The sequence below is a fragment of the Arthrobacter sp. TJ-217 genome (assembly GCF_058269255.1).
This window is the reverse complement of the sequence record NZ_JBZCNJ010000004.1, coordinates 42123-55755: the sequence shown is the minus strand read 5'-3', so window position 1 is coordinate 55755 and position 13633 is coordinate 42123. Positions and strand designations below refer to the sequence as shown.

14 protein-coding genes are annotated in these 13633 nt (G+C 65.8%); 10 read left to right on the top strand and 4 right to left on the bottom strand.

Translation table 11 applies throughout. The features are described 5' to 3' along the window. Positions 1–97 precede the first annotated feature (97 nt). From glpK to AC4D2R_RS08255, 3 genes are all read right to left on the bottom strand, one after another. Entirely contained in the window at positions 98–1612 is a 1515-nt protein-coding gene (glpK, locus tag AC4D2R_RS08265; protein WP_490939203.1) for a glycerol kinase GlpK, read from the bottom strand. A gap of 69 nt (positions 1613–1681) precedes the next feature. After that, a complete protein-coding gene (locus AC4D2R_RS08260; RefSeq protein WP_490939201.1) occupies positions 1682–2428 on the bottom strand; it encodes an MIP/aquaporin family protein in 747 nt (248 codons plus the stop codon). A gap of 135 nt (positions 2429–2563) precedes the next feature. Continuing rightward, a complete protein-coding gene (locus AC4D2R_RS08255; protein WP_490939199.1) occupies positions 2564–4312 on the bottom strand; it encodes a glycerol-3-phosphate dehydrogenase/oxidase in 1749 nt (582 codons plus the stop codon). A gap of 213 nt (positions 4313–4525) precedes the next feature. Between AC4D2R_RS08255 and AC4D2R_RS08250 the strand changes: the two genes are divergently transcribed. The 5 genes from AC4D2R_RS08250 (at position 4526) to AC4D2R_RS08230 (ending at position 9076) form a co-directional block, all read left to right on the top strand. Beyond that, entirely contained in the window at positions 4526–5443 is a 918-nt protein-coding gene (locus tag AC4D2R_RS08250; RefSeq protein WP_490939811.1) for a sugar-binding transcriptional regulator, read from the top strand. A 67-nt stretch (positions 5444–5510) separates the two neighbouring features. Next, positions 5511–6350: an aldo/keto reductase gene (locus AC4D2R_RS08245; protein ID WP_490939196.1), complete on the top strand. Its 840-nt coding sequence runs from the start codon at positions 5511–5513 to the stop codon at positions 6348–6350. Continuing rightward, on the top strand, positions 6347–7285 hold the full coding sequence (locus AC4D2R_RS08240; RefSeq protein WP_490939194.1) for an alpha/beta fold hydrolase: 939 nt from the start codon (positions 6347–6349) through the stop codon (positions 7283–7285). The genes AC4D2R_RS08245 and AC4D2R_RS08240 overlap by 4 nt, the downstream gene beginning before the upstream one ends. Beyond that, positions 7282–8361, top strand: a complete 1080-nt coding sequence (locus AC4D2R_RS08235; RefSeq protein WP_490939192.1) for a glycosyltransferase family 4 protein — start codon at positions 7282–7284, stop codon at positions 8359–8361. Before AC4D2R_RS08240 ends, AC4D2R_RS08235 begins: the two co-directional genes overlap by 4 nt. Positions 8362–8509: 148 nt before the next feature. Beyond that, entirely contained in the window at positions 8510–9076 is a 567-nt protein-coding gene (locus tag AC4D2R_RS08230; protein ID WP_490939190.1) for a hypothetical protein, read from the top strand. A 58-nt stretch (positions 9077–9134) separates the two neighbouring features. On the opposite strand, the gene AC4D2R_RS08225 is transcribed toward AC4D2R_RS08230, so the two are convergent. Continuing rightward, entirely contained in the window at positions 9135–9590 is a 456-nt protein-coding gene (locus tag AC4D2R_RS08225; RefSeq protein ID WP_490939188.1) for a hypothetical protein, read from the bottom strand. 288 nt (positions 9591–9878) lie between these two features. On the opposite strand from AC4D2R_RS08225, the gene AC4D2R_RS08220 reads away from it, so the two are divergent. The 5 genes from AC4D2R_RS08220 (at position 9879) to AC4D2R_RS08200 (ending at position 13614) form a co-directional block, all read left to right on the top strand. Further along, complete coding sequence (locus AC4D2R_RS08220; protein WP_490939186.1) at positions 9879–10667, top strand: SDR family NAD(P)-dependent oxidoreductase; 789 nt, start codon at positions 9879–9881, stop codon at positions 10665–10667. A 204-nt stretch (positions 10668–10871) separates the two neighbouring features. Next, on the top strand, positions 10872–11687 hold the full coding sequence (gene erm / locus AC4D2R_RS08215) for a 23S ribosomal RNA methyltransferase Erm (protein ID WP_490939184.1): 816 nt from the start codon (positions 10872–10874) through the stop codon (positions 11685–11687). Between the two features lie 57 nt (positions 11688–11744). After that, positions 11745–12227, top strand: coding sequence for an immunity protein CdiI family protein (locus tag AC4D2R_RS08210; RefSeq protein WP_490939182.1), 483 nt, complete (start codon positions 11745–11747; stop codon positions 12225–12227). Between the two features lie 219 nt (positions 12228–12446). Then, complete coding sequence (locus tag AC4D2R_RS08205; protein WP_490939180.1) at positions 12447–13313, top strand: phytanoyl-CoA dioxygenase family protein; 867 nt, start codon at positions 12447–12449, stop codon at positions 13311–13313. 97 nt (positions 13314–13410) lie between these two features. Then, the gene (locus tag AC4D2R_RS08200) at positions 13411–13614 is read left to right on the top strand and encodes a hypothetical protein (protein WP_490939177.1); all 204 of its coding nucleotides are present in this window, start codon (positions 13411–13413) and stop codon (positions 13612–13614) included. Positions 13615–13633: the final 19 nt, after the last annotated feature.

Below are 13633 nucleotides of genomic sequence, written 5' to 3'. Positions count from 1 at the left end.
GCCCGCCGGAAGCCCGGCGGCGGCGCACGCGGAGGAGCCCGGGCCGGCCAGGCGGCCGTCCCGGGCTCCAACGAGTTACAGCGTTGAGGCGCTGTGCCTACTTGACGTCCTCGTCGACCCAGTCGAAGGTCTTCGTGACGGCCTTCTTCCAAAGGCGCAGCTGGCGCTCGCGCTCGGCGTCGTCCATTGAGGGGTTCCAGCGCTTGTCCTCGGACCAGTTGGTGGCGAGCTCGTCGGTGTCCTTCCAGAACCCGACGGCAAGGCCCGCGGCGTAGGCGGCACCGAGCGCGGTGGTCTCCGTGACCTTCGGCCGGATCACCGGGATGCCAAGGATATCCGCCTGGAACTGCATCAGCGCGTCGTTGGCTACCATGCCGCCGTCGACCCGAAGGTCCTCCATGTTCACCCCGGAGTCGGCGTTGGCCGCGTCCAGCACCTCGCGGGTCTGGAAGGCCGTGGCCTCAAGCGCCGCACGGGCGATGTGTCCCTTGTTCACGAACCGGGTCAGCCCGACGATCGCGCCGCGGGCGTCCGCACGCCAGTACGGGGCGAAGAGGCCGGAGAACGCCGGGACGATGTACACGCCGCCGTTGTCATCCACCGTCGTCGCGAGCTGCTCCACCTCCGGAGCGCTCTTTATGAGGCCGAGGTTGTCGCGGAGCCACTGGATGAGGGACCCGGTGACGGCGATCGAACCCTCGAGCGCGTAGACCGGCTTGGCATCCCCGAGGCGGTAGCAGACCGTGGTGAGCAGGCCGTTCTTCGAGTGGACGATCTCCTCGCCGGTGTTCACGATCATGAAGTTGCCGGTGCCGTAGGTGTTCTTCGCACCGCCCTTGGCGAAGGCGGCCTGGCCGAAGGTCGCCGCCTGCTGGTCGCCGAGGATGCCGGCCACCGGAACCTCGCGCAGCAGCTGGGAACCGTGGACCGTCCCGTAGACCTCCGAGGAGGACTTGATGGCGGGCATCATCGACAGCGGAACACCGAAGTCCGCGAGGATCGACTCGTCCCACGACAGCGTCTCGAGGTCCATGAACAGGGTCCGAGATGCGTTGGTGACGTCGGTGATGTGCACGCCGCCGTCGGTGCCGCCGGTGAGGTTCCAGGTGACCCAGGAGTCGGTGTTGCCGAAGAGGAGGTCCCCGGCCTCGGCCTTGGCGCGGGCGCCCTCAACGTTGTCGAGGATCCACTTGATCTTGGTGCCGGAGAAGTAAGTGGCCAGGGGCAGGCCGACCTTGGCCTTGTAGCGTTCGACTCCACCGTTGGAGGCGAGCTCATCAACGATGTTCTGGGTGCGGGTGTCCTGCCAGACAATGGCGTTGTAGACGGCCTTGCCTGTGGTCTTGTCCCAGACAACCGCGGTCTCGCGCTGGTTGGTGATGCCGACGGCGGCGATGTCGTGCCGGGTCAGGTTCGCCTTGGAGAGGGCGTTGCCGATGACCTCGCGGGTGTTGTCCCAGATCTCCGCCGGGTCGTGCTCGACCCAGCCGGCCTTCGGGAAGATCTGCTCGTGTTCCTTCTGACCGGAGGAGACGATGTCCCCCTTATGGTCGAACACGATGGCGCGGCTCGACGTGGTGCCTTGATCGATGGCGATAACGTACTGCGACATGTCTTACTCCTTTGTGGAATGTCGAATTGCGGCGTGCCAGGTGCGCGCCGGCGGGGTGAACGGTCTGCGTCAGGCCGGCGGCGCCGGGAACTGCACCAGTTGGACAACCAGACCGGCGAGGACACCCCCGATGATCGGGCCGACCACCGGCACCCAGGCGTAGCCCCAGTCGGAGCTGCCCTTGCCCTTGATGGGAAGGATGGCGTGGGCAATGCGGGGGCCGAGGTCTCGGTTCGGGTTGATTGCGTAGCCGGTGGGACCGCCGAGTGATGCACCAATGCCGACGACCAGGAGGGCTACGGCCAGCGGGCCGAGGCCTGAGGGCGTGTATCCGAAGGACAGGATGACGAACACGAGTACGAACGTGCCGATGATTTCGGTGACGAGGTTCCAGCCATAGGAGCGGATCGCCGGTCCGGTGGAGAACACGCCCAGCTTGTTTGCCGGATCGGGCTCGGCATCGAAGTGCTGCTTGTAGGCCAGCCATGCCACCACGGCACCCACGATAGAGCCGAGCATCTGCGCGGCGAGGTAGCCAAGGGCGTTGACGAAGTTCTTATCAACGCCATTGGCGAAGCTGGGAACGTCACCGTTGACCCACAGGCCCATGGTGACGGCGAAGTTCAGGTGCGCGCCGGAAAGGGCCGCAACAAACACGCCGGCGAAGACCGCAAGGCCCCAGCCGAAGTTGACCATCAGAAATCCGCCGTTGTTGCCCTTCGTTTTCGCCAAGGCAACGTTGGCTACGACACCACAACCGAGCAACAACAGCAGCATCGTGCCAAAAGCTTCGGCAACAAATACTTCCAGAGACATCTTTGACTCCCTTGTTTATTCATTTGTGAGGGTGCCGCCGCCTCAGCGGCACCCTTTGGTTCCCCCCGGCAACCAGTGCCGTTGGACTGGGCCGCTGCTTCCTGCCAGCGGCCCCGACCTGCCTGCGGAGCTCCGCTAGCCGATCAGGCTTGAAACGTTCACCCTGTGGTACTCCGCAAGAACGCCCTCGGCATGCGCAATCTCCTCGGCGGTCTTGGCGGCGTCCCAACCCAGCAGCGGGGCAAGGGCATCGCCAAGCTCCGCGAGCAGTTCCCCGCTGACCAGGCCGCGGAAAGCGAGCGAGGTCCGCCGGATCAGAACGTCAACCAAGTGGCCGATCTGCTCATTCTGCACCATGTAGGCAATCTCCCGCGTGCTCAATTCACTTGTGGAACTGAACAGCGTGTCCTCTCCCTCGGCAAGGAACCCGAGGACCTCGGTTGCCCGCGTGCCGTATCGCGTCAGCAGCACCCGGACGCGCGCTTCGTCGAACCCCGGGCGGACGGCTCCCTTGACCCACGCCGCTTCGGCCGCGGCGTCCTTGGGGAAGCCCTTGCCGCCGCCGATTGCGAGATCGGCAGTCGACGCCGTCCGCTTGCTGCCAAGGGCGGCGAGCGCCTCGTCGGCAAGGTGCTCGGCGAGCGCCCTGAAGGTGGTCCACTTGCCGCCGACAAGGCTCAGGGTGGTCACTGTCCGCTCCTTGGTGCGGACCTCGCGCTTCTCGATGCGGTAGTCACGGGAAACGAAGCCCGGCTGGGTATCGTCGTGGCGGGGCAGCGGCCGCACGCCGGAGAAGCTGTAGACAATGTCGTCCCGTCCAACCTCAACCTGAGGGAACACATGCCGGACGAGGTCGAAGAAGTAATCGATCTCCTCGTCGGTGATGACGGCCGGGACGTCCATGTCGGCATCGATGTCGGTCGTGCCGACGAGGACTCGGTCTCCCATGGGGTAGATCAGCACGATGCGTCCGTCGGAGTGCTCAAAGAAGATCTCGCGTCCGGCCGTTGCCTCGAGGAGGGCTTTCGAGTCGAGCACGATGTGCGAGCCCTTGGTCCCTCCCATGAAGCGGGTTGCTGCGCCCAGGGCGGCGTTGGTGCCGTCCACCCATGCGCCCGTCGCGTTGATGACGACGTCGGCGTCGAAGGTGAAGGTCGTACCGGTGAGCTCGTCACGCAGGACGACGCCCTCGTCGGTGGCACCCACGGCGCTGACATAGTTGACGGCCCGGAGCGCCGGGTTGGCGGTCATGCCGTCGCGGAGGACGTCCAGGATCAGCCGCTCCGGATTGTGGACCGAGGCGTCGAAGTAGGTGGCCGTGTACTTCACGTCGGGGCGCAGGTCCGGCATGGTGGCCAGGGACTTCTTGCGTCCGACGAACTTGTGGCGGGGAACCGACCCTCCGTCGCGGGAGAAGGAGTCGTAGAGGCTGAGCCCGACCTTGATGAGGAACGCGCCGCGCTCCGTCTGCTTGCCCTGCTTGTGGGTGAGGAAGCGCAGCGGCGCGGCGAGGATTCCGGAGAACGTGCTGAAAATGGGAATGGTTGTCTGGAGGGGCTTTACGTAGTGCGGGGCCACCCGCAGCAGGCGGTTGCGTTCGACGACGGATTCGCGCACGAGGCGGAACTCGCCGTTTTCGAGGTAGCGGATCCCGCCGTGGATCATGTGTGACGAGGCGCCCGAAGCGCCCTGTGAGAAATCTCCGCGCTCGACAAGGGCAACGTCGACCCCTTGGAGCGCGAGATCACGGAACGTGCCCACGCCGTTGATGCCGCCGCCGATAATGAGCACCGATGCCCGGGGGCGGTCCCGGAGCTCCTGCACCTCGACCCGTGGTGTGGCGGCGTTGCTCTTGCCGTTGGTGCGGTCGATGGAATTACTCACGGTACTTCTCCATTACTTGAGAAACTGCTCTGGTAGATGACTGCCCGACCATTCTGGAGAGAGTGGGAATAGCAGTCAACCGATCTGCACAAATGTGCACGGGGGTGCGAGAATGGGGATGTGCACCAGATCGAGCCCACACCTTCCGCGGACGAGACCGACGACGGCGAAAGCTTGAGATACCGGGGCAGGGACGCCCTCCGCGCCGCTCAGATGTACTACCTCCAGGATCTGACGATGAACACGATCGCGCGCGAGATGCGCACGTCGCGCTCAACCGTCTCACGCCTGCTGGCAGCGGCCAGGCAGAACGGGTTGGTGCAGATCCAGGTCAACAACCCCTCGGAACGCGCCCCTGCCCTTGAACAGCAGATCCGCCGCCTCTTCGGCGTCGAGGCCCACGTGGTGCCCGTCGCGCACACGGTGAGCGAGCCCGAGGCGCTGGGGCGGGTGGCGCTCCAGGCGGCGCGCACCATCGGCCCGCTCGTCGATTCGAATGCGATCATCGGGGTCGCTTGGGGTTCCACCCTGAGCGCCGTGAGCCACCACCTCACCCGCAAGGTGGTCCATGACAGCACGGTGGTGCAGCTGAACGGCGCCGGGAACACGCAGACCACCGGCATCACCTACGCCAGCGAGATCCTGCGCCGCTTCGGCCAGTCCTACGGCATGCGCGTTGAACAGTTCCCGGTGCCGGCCTTCTTCGACCACGCCGCAAACAAGAAGGCGATGTGGAACGAGCGCAGCGTCAAGCGGATCCTCGACCTCCAGCACCGCATGACCATGGCGATCTTCGGCGTGGGTTCGATCGACGCGGGAATCCCGAGCCACGTGTACAGCGGCGGTTATCTGGACGAAGAGGATCTCCGGCAGCTCGCCGACAACGAGGTTGTGGGCGACGTGGCGACGATGTTCTTCCGCGCCGACGGCAGCCACCGCGACATCCTGCTCAACCAGCGAAGCACCGGCCCCGACCTCGACCGGCTGCGGGAGGTCCGGCGCCGGATCTGCGTCGTCTCCGGGGAATCGAAGATCAACGGGCTGCGCGGTGCACTGGCGGCGGGGCTGGCCACCGACCTGATCCTCGATGAAGGGTCCGCCCGGCGCCTCGTCCACCTGGAGGGACGGTGATGGGCGCGGGACCCGATTCCGGGCTCCGGTGTCAGGGCGGCGCGGCTGCGCTCGGTAGAGTCGATCCATGCGACTAGCCCCCAAAGCGCCGCTCAATAACGGCGTGGAAATCGATACTGTGGGATACGGCGTCTATAAGGTGCCACCCAGCGACACGGCCGCCCTGTGTGCGCTCGCGCTGGAGGCGGGATACCGGACGCTCGACACAGCAGCGCTCTATCAGAACGAGTCCGGCGTGGGCGAGGCAGTCCGGCAAGCCACGAAGACGTCGGGACTGGCGCGCACCGACATCTTCGTCACGACGAAGGTGCACAACAACGACCACGGGTACGACGCCGCCCTGCACGCCTTCGACGCGTCGCTTGAACGCCTCGGGCTGGATTACGTCGACCTGTACCTGATCCATTGGCCCCAGCCGGCGCGCCACCTGTTCGTCGACACGTACCGGGCCCTTGAGCGGCTGTACCGCGATGGCAGGGTCAGGGCGATCGGGGTTTCCAACTTCCAGGAAACCCACCTCCAGCAGTTGTTCGACGAGACCGAGGTGGTTCCAGCGGTCAACCAGATCGAAGTGCACCCCTACCTGCAGCAGCACGCACTTCGCTCGTTCAACGAGGAGCACGGCATCGCCACGCAGGCCTGGAGCCCCCTCGGACGCGGAAACGTCCTCCGGGATCCCGTCGTTCAGCGCATTGCCGCTGAACTCGAACGGACGCCGGCTCAGGTGATCCTCAGGTGGCACGTGGACGGCGGAAACCTCGTGATTCCCAAGGCGAGCAGAGCCGAACGCATCGAGGGGAACCTCGACCTTTTCGATTTCAGCCTCAGCCCGGACCAGCGGGCGGCCCTCGACGGGCTCGACCGCGGCGAGCGCTTCGGTTCCCACCCGGACAAGGTGAACAAGTGAAACGCCGCGGAATAACGCCCGATGCCGCGCCCCGGCGCCCCGGGCCGGCAGTCAAACGGGCAGCCGAGGAGATCACCATCGCCTGGGACGGGAAACTCCAGCGTTACTGGGACTTTCCTCCCGCCGCGGAGTCAGCCGGCTCATCGGAGAGCGCACCAGCCATCTTCATGGTCCACGGCTTCCGGGGCGATCACCACGGGCTCCTGCGCATCGTCGAGAACCTCCCCCGCCACCGGGTGGTGGTGCCGGACCTCCCCGGCTTCGGTGCCTCCGAGGCACTGGCCGGCTCCCACGACACAGCCGCCTACGCCCGGTTCGTGCGGCACAGCCTCGACGTGCTTGGGCTCGGCACCGAAACGGTGATGCTGGGGCATTCCTTCGGCTCGGTCATTGCCGCGCGGTTCGCCGCGGAGAACCCTCGGCGGACCGCAGCCCTGATCCTCGTCAACCCCATCTGCGAACCCGCCCTTGAAGGATCCAGCCGGGCAGCGTCCCGGGCCGCCGGGCTTTACTACGCCGCCGGGGCGAGCCTCCCGGAACGGCCCGGTCTGGCGCTGCTTACCAACCCAATGATTGTCCGCGCCATGAGTGCCTTCATGGCCAAGACGAAGGATCCGGCACTACGGGCACACATCCACGACCAGCACGCACGCTACTTCAGCGCCTTTGCGGAGCGCAGGGTTGTCCTTGAAGCCTTCCGTGCCTCAATCTCCGGCACGGTGCGCGACAGCGCCGCCGCGTTGTCGGGCCCGGTGCTGCTGATTGCCGCCGAACTCGACGACCTGGGGTCGGTGGAGGGCCAGCGCCGCCTCGCCGAAATGATCTCCGGGGCGCGCCTTGAGATCCTTGGAGGAACAGGACACCTCGTGCACTACGAAAAACCCGTCGAAGCCGCGGTCCTGATCTCCGAATTCCTTGAGGAGCACTCGAAGTGAGGATCCTCATCGACGCCAGGTTCACTAGGACGGACCACCACGACGGAATCAGCCGCTACGGGGCGAGCCTGATCTGTGCCGTCTCCCGGTTGGCCGACGTCACCATGCTCATCAGCGATCCCCGCCAGTTGAAGCTGCTGCCCGACGTGCCATACGTCCTTGCCAACAGCCCCCTCTCGCCCGCCGAACTCCTGGTGGCGCGGTCGGTGAACAAGCTGCACCCCGACGTCGTTGTCTGCCCACTGCAGACGATGGGCACCTGGGGTCGGAAGTACCCGCTGATCCTGACCCTTCACGACCTCATCTACTACACCAATCCCACTCCCCCGCCGTTCCTTCCGCTGCCGGTGCGGGCGCTGTGGCGCCTTTACCACCTTGCCTATTGGCCGCAGCGGTTGCTGCTGAACCGGGCCGACGTCGTCGCCACCATCTCCGAGTTCACGGCAGCCCTGATCAGGAAGCACCGCCTGACGCGGCGCCCGGTGCACATCGTCGGCAATGCCCCCCAGGAAACGGCGTTCACCCGGGATCCGGAGGTGGCACCCGAAAAGTCCCTCCTCTATATGGGTTCGTTCATGCCCTACAAGAACGTTGAAACGCTCATTGCGGGAATGGCCGGGCTTGAGGATTACACACTGCACCTGCTCAGCAGGATCAGCGATGAGCGCCGGGCCAGCCTTGAAGAACTGGTCCCGCCGGGCGCCACGGTCGTCTTCCACAACGGTGTCAGCGATGAGGAGTACAACACGCTGCTGGGCCGTGCCACCGCCCTCGTGACCCTGTCGAAGGCCGAGGGATTCGGCCTGCCGGTAATTGAGGCGATGGCGACCGGCACTCCGGTGATCGCCAGCGACACGGAGATCTTCAGGGAGGTAGGCGGGTCGGCGGCCCTCTTCGTCGACCCCGATGATCCCCGGGCACTGACGGCGGCCGTGCGCCAGCTCAGCAATCCGGAACGGTGGCGGCAGGCGGCCCGCGAGGGCCGCGAGCAGGCGGGAACCTACACGTGGGACCGCTCGGCCCGGCAATTGCTCGAGGCGGCGGAGACGGCGATCAAGGTGCGCCGCGGCCGCTGAACCGATCGACCAGCCCCTCGCCTCCAGACCGGACGAAAACCCTGCCCTGCCACCCGCAGGTAGGTCCCACCCTGCCGGCCCCTGCGTGCGTTAGGCATTCAACCCGGCATTCCTTCGGGCTCCGCCGCGGGTGGAGTACCGTTCGGTCATGGACGACGTACACGATGTAAAGCTTGAACCGGCTCCGGAAGCGGTCGTTGCACTGACCGAACAAATCGTGTCCCTACCCTGGCCGGCCGGGGAGAGGGAGCGGGACGCCCACTTCCTGCGGCTCGGACTACAGCAGTGCGCGGCGGAAACCCGTGCCCCTGATCCGCCGTCCGCTGCCGGAGGTGGGTTCGTCGCGCTCGGGATCGCCCTGACCGGAGGGTCGTGGACGTCGCACAACGGCAACCTCGTGAGCCTCGGCTTCTTCGTCTACGAAGGCACGCCGGGGGAATCCGGGGGGACGGAACACGGTTACCGAGCCGTCCATGCGCGTTTGGTATCGCTGTATGGGCCGCCCCGCGACGAGGCAGCGCATCCAGGCGGAAGCGCCTCGTCGGACTGGCATGTGCAGGGAACCTCGATCGAGCTGTACTGCCATCTGGGCCTGGCGCCGACGGTCCAGTTCGGGTTCAGTTCCATCACCCGGAGCGCTGCGTACGAGTCAATGATCGCCGGCTTGCCCGAGCCGCCGACCTGGAGTAGAACCGGCCCGGGTGCCCCGGGCTGAATCAGCAGGGGTTGACCCGCGTTTTGAAAGGGCGTCGGTTCATCGCCGCTGCCTCGATTCAGCCCCGGTGCTGCCGACCTGGGGCAGGATGGCTTGCACGTGCGGCAAGAACGGTTCCGAGGGTCGCCAGCACGGGGACGGTCAGGAACACGGCCCCGCCACCTCCGGTGTTCACCAAGCCGGTGATGCCGATCCACCAGCACAGCGCCGCCGTGAAACCCCCGACAACCACAACCGATGCCCTGGTGACCCGATGAGGGTCGGAATGCTCAGCCCGGCTCCGGGTTTCGCTTGTATGCCGGGGCGTTCGACGCCTGCGCGGAAATGCGGCAAGGAGTGTCCCAAGCGTCGCCACCACGGGCACGGACAGGAACACGGCCCCGCCACCTCCGGTGTTCACCAAGCCGGTGATGCCGATCCACCAGCACAGCGCCGCCGTGAAACCCCCGACAACCACAACGAACCTCCGCAGGTCGGGACGGGCAAGAACCAGTTCGTAGTTCGTATCGCTCACCGTGACTCCCCTCAGCGAACAGCCGGGAGGGTATTCATCACAGCACCAATCCGGGCATTTGGCTAGGCATTTCCGCCGTCGCCGCCGTCTACATCCGGCGCGGAAAATTCAACCCCATCGCGCATATGTGAAGGCGGACTCGTTCAGGCCGGCTCCCGGCTGGCCAACGGCGAGCGCCGCCGCGTTCCCGCATCCGCCGGTGCGGCTCTGCAGTTGGACATGGGGGGTTTGGGCTCGTGGGTGTAGATACTGGGTGGACAGCCGTTCACCAATTGAAGGAGCGCGAGCATGACGCGGGAATATGCGGGCACCACGGCACTGATCACAGGAGCCAGTTCCGGCCTCGGCGAGGAATTCGCGCGGCAGTTGGCCCGCCGCGGGGCAGACCTGATCCTCGTGGCCCGCCGGGCTGACCGGCTCGAAGCCCTCGCAGGGGAACTGCGCACCACCACGGGACGGACAATCACTGTCATCCCCTCCGACCTTGCACAGGCCGGAGCTGGCCAGACCCTGGCGGAGGCAGTCGCGGCGAAGGGGCTCAGCGTCGACACCCTCGTAAACAATGCCGGATTCGCCACCCGCGGAAGGTTTGAGGATGAGGACCCCGCGCGGATCCAAGAGGAGATCGCCCTGAACGTCGCGGCGGTGGTGGGCATTACCCGCACCTTCTACCCCGCGATGCTCGCGTCCGGCAGGGGTGCCCTCGTCAACATCGCGAGCACGGCCGCCTACCAGCCCGTTCCGTTGATGGCGGTCTACGGGGCGACGAAGGCATTCGTGCTCAGTTTCACCGAGGCGCTGTGGTTCGAGGCCCGACACTCGGACCTCAAGGTGCTTGCCCTGTCCCCGGGCGCGACCCGCACCGAGTTCTTCGACATCGCCGGCGAAGCGGCGCAGGTGGGAACAATGCAGACCGCCTCCGAGGTTGTGGCACTCGCGCTTGCCACCCTTGACCGGCCTCGCCCGGCACCCAGCGTCATCTCCGGCAGGGCCAACGAACTTACGGCGTTCGCTTCGCGGATTCTCCCGCGCCGGGCCGTCGCGAAAATTTCCGGCACGGTCACCGGCCGAAAGTAGCCGTCATCCCGCGCAGGCCTGCATGGGGCAGGGTCAACCCCGGCAGGTGAGTGGTAATTTTGAAGTATGGGTATCAACTCGCTGAGGCTGCGCCGCGCATAGCGGCGGGCTGATCCACTAACCGCAGCTTCGCCGCCACCTGGTCCACGCCGGTGCGGCCCGACCTCGCTGCCCGGCTCCAGCTACTTCACAGCGGAGCACACGTTGAATACCTTTATCGGCGGCCGACGCGAACTCGGCCAGAATCTCCTTATCGATCAGAGCGTCATCACCTCGATTGTCAGGGCACTCGAACCGGCGAACGAGCCCATCATCGAAGTGGGCGCCGGCCGCGGAGCCATAACCCGCCGACTGGCTGCTCTCAACAGGCCGTTGACCGCCATCGAGATCGATCCAGTCCACATCGCGGCCCTGCAACGGACGATGCCGCCGCACGTGAACATTCTCCAGGCTGATGTAATGCAGGTGCGGTTCCCTGCAACCCCCTTCACCATCGTGGGGAACATCCCGTTCCATTTGACCACTTCGATCCTGCGGCGCCTGCTGGCGACAGAGAACTGGACGGAAGCCGTCCTGCTAGTGCAGTGGGAGGTAGCTCGGCGACGGGCCGGGGTTGGCGGAGCGACCCTCCTGACGGCGGCGACCTGGCCCTGGTTCGACTACAGGGTCGTGGCCAAGGTGCCGGCATCCGCCTTCAGGCCCCGGCCGTCGATTGACGGCGGAATCCTCCACGTCCGCCGTCGGCCCCAACCTCTGGTCGACCATGCCGACCCGTATAGTCGGTTCGTCCACCAGGTGTTCACCGGCAGGGGAAACGGGCTGCAACAGATCCTCGCGCGCACCGGGCGCTTCACCCAGGCTGGCGCACAACGGTGGCTCCGGGAGCAGGACATCAGCCCGCGCGCCCTCCCCCGCGAACTCAGCGCCACTCAGTGGGCTTCCCTGTGGAACGCGTCCGTCCCCTTGGGCACCACCCCGCGGCCGCGTGCCCTCCGAAGCAAGGGGCTTGCACCGCCTTGATATGTTCGAGGGAACCTGTGGTGCACGAGGGTTTCGCCCGAACCAGCGAGGTATTCGATGGATTTTTCCGATAACGATGTGCCCCCTCCCATCCGCATGTTTCCGGATTATGCGGACACAGTGCTGTGGTTCGTAGACGGCCCCGTGCCCTACGAAATTGCCCGTCTCAGCCGGGAACTTACCGAAGACCTCAAAGCCTGGGAAGAGTACTACTACGGTGCGCTGGACCGCGATTTCAAATTTGTTTCGGAGGAGCACGCGGCCGCCTTCACCTTGCGGGGTAATGAGCTTGCCGAACGCGTTGCGCAGGAAGTGGGACACGAGTTCGTTGTGGAATTGCACACCTACGAAGAAGGCGTTCCCCACCGGAGGGTGACAAGCGGTCTTCCCGCTTTGAATCGAAACGCAGAAGCGGCATTCTGGCAGATGGTGGCGCTGTGCGAGGAGGAAAGAGCCGGCTTCAGCGCGGGGCGCGCTCCGTTCACGGCCCATATCCCCTCGGCAGATGCGACGTTCACGCCCTCGGATGAGGAGGACTGAATTGCGATTTCTGGACGATCACGTTCCTCCCGGATTTCCAGTGGCACACCGCCCTGATTGACCAGCCTGACCGCGACCTCAAGGCGTTGACGGGCTAGGATGGTGTGATTTGATTCGCGCCACCGAAAATTCCCTGCACAGCAGGGCGAATCGACGAAGGAAGCGCTTTGGACATCGTTGGTCCCAAAGGCTGCGGAATCCGTCGAAGGAAAGGAAATCATGACGACTCACACCAGCAACGTTGCCCCCGTGGAAATCCCGATCCCCGTTGGAGCCGATGAAGAGACGGCCGCCGCCGTGACCGGGCTGTACACCGAGGGCATCATCGGTCGAAAGGGAGCTCTGTCCCGTGAGTGGGCCCGCCAGATGGGCGAGGACATCGACGTCGCGTTCAAGGAGGCCCTCTCGCGCCCGAACGGCGCCGTCGGGCGCGGCCCCAACCGCCACTATGTCGAGATCCACCCGGAGCAGATGCGCGGATGGCTCGAGCTCGTCGACCACCCCTGGGTTCGCATGGTGTGCGAGTCCGTCCTGGGCCCGGACTACCAGTTTGTGGAACTCGGCTTTGACATCCCGGGCGTCGGCGCGGTCAACCAGCCATGGCACCGGGACTTCCCCATGCCGGAGGTAACCCGGGTGGGACGGCGGCTGAACTCGCTCGCCTTCAATGCCACCGCCGTCGACACGGAGGAAGACATGGGCCCCTTCGAGGTGGCACCGACCACCCAGTGGGACCTTCCGGAGGGGTTCGACCACGAAATGTTCCCCCCGAAATCCGCATATGGCCGGTATGAGGCGCTCGCACAGCGGAAATACCCGCAGATGGGCGACATCTCCGCACGGTCGGCACTGACCATCCACCGAGGCACGCAGAATCATTCGCAGAAGTCCCGCCCCGTGCTGGTGCTTGGGGTAGACGCCCCTGGAGCCGGGAACGCGGAGCACCATGACATGGCGGTCACCCGCGGGTTCTACGATTCGCTTCCTGAGCGGGTCCGCCGCCACCTCGGCTGCCCGATCGTGGATGAGCTGACGCCAATCACGCAGAAGCACTCCATTGAAGGCCTCATGATGGGTGATGCCTGATCCGCGCCGACGGCGCCCTGATTCGGCCTTTCCGCGGCCCGGGCCTCATGGCGGGCCGCGGTGGTACCGGCTTCCGCTGCCCGGAGAGTCGGGCTAGTTGAGCACCGCGAAGCCCGGCCAAAGGGTGAACTGGACCGCGGCCGGCTGGGGCCTGGCCAGCGCATTCCTTGCCCTGGTCGCCGTCGTCTTAATCTCCGGTTCTCAGTCGGGGGTTGGCATTGCCGGCGGCTTCCTCATCTTTGGGGCAGCCGCGCTGCTCTGCGCGCGGGCGGTCGTTGCGCTGAGGGCACGCCAGAAATAAGACGGATGGGCCGGACGCG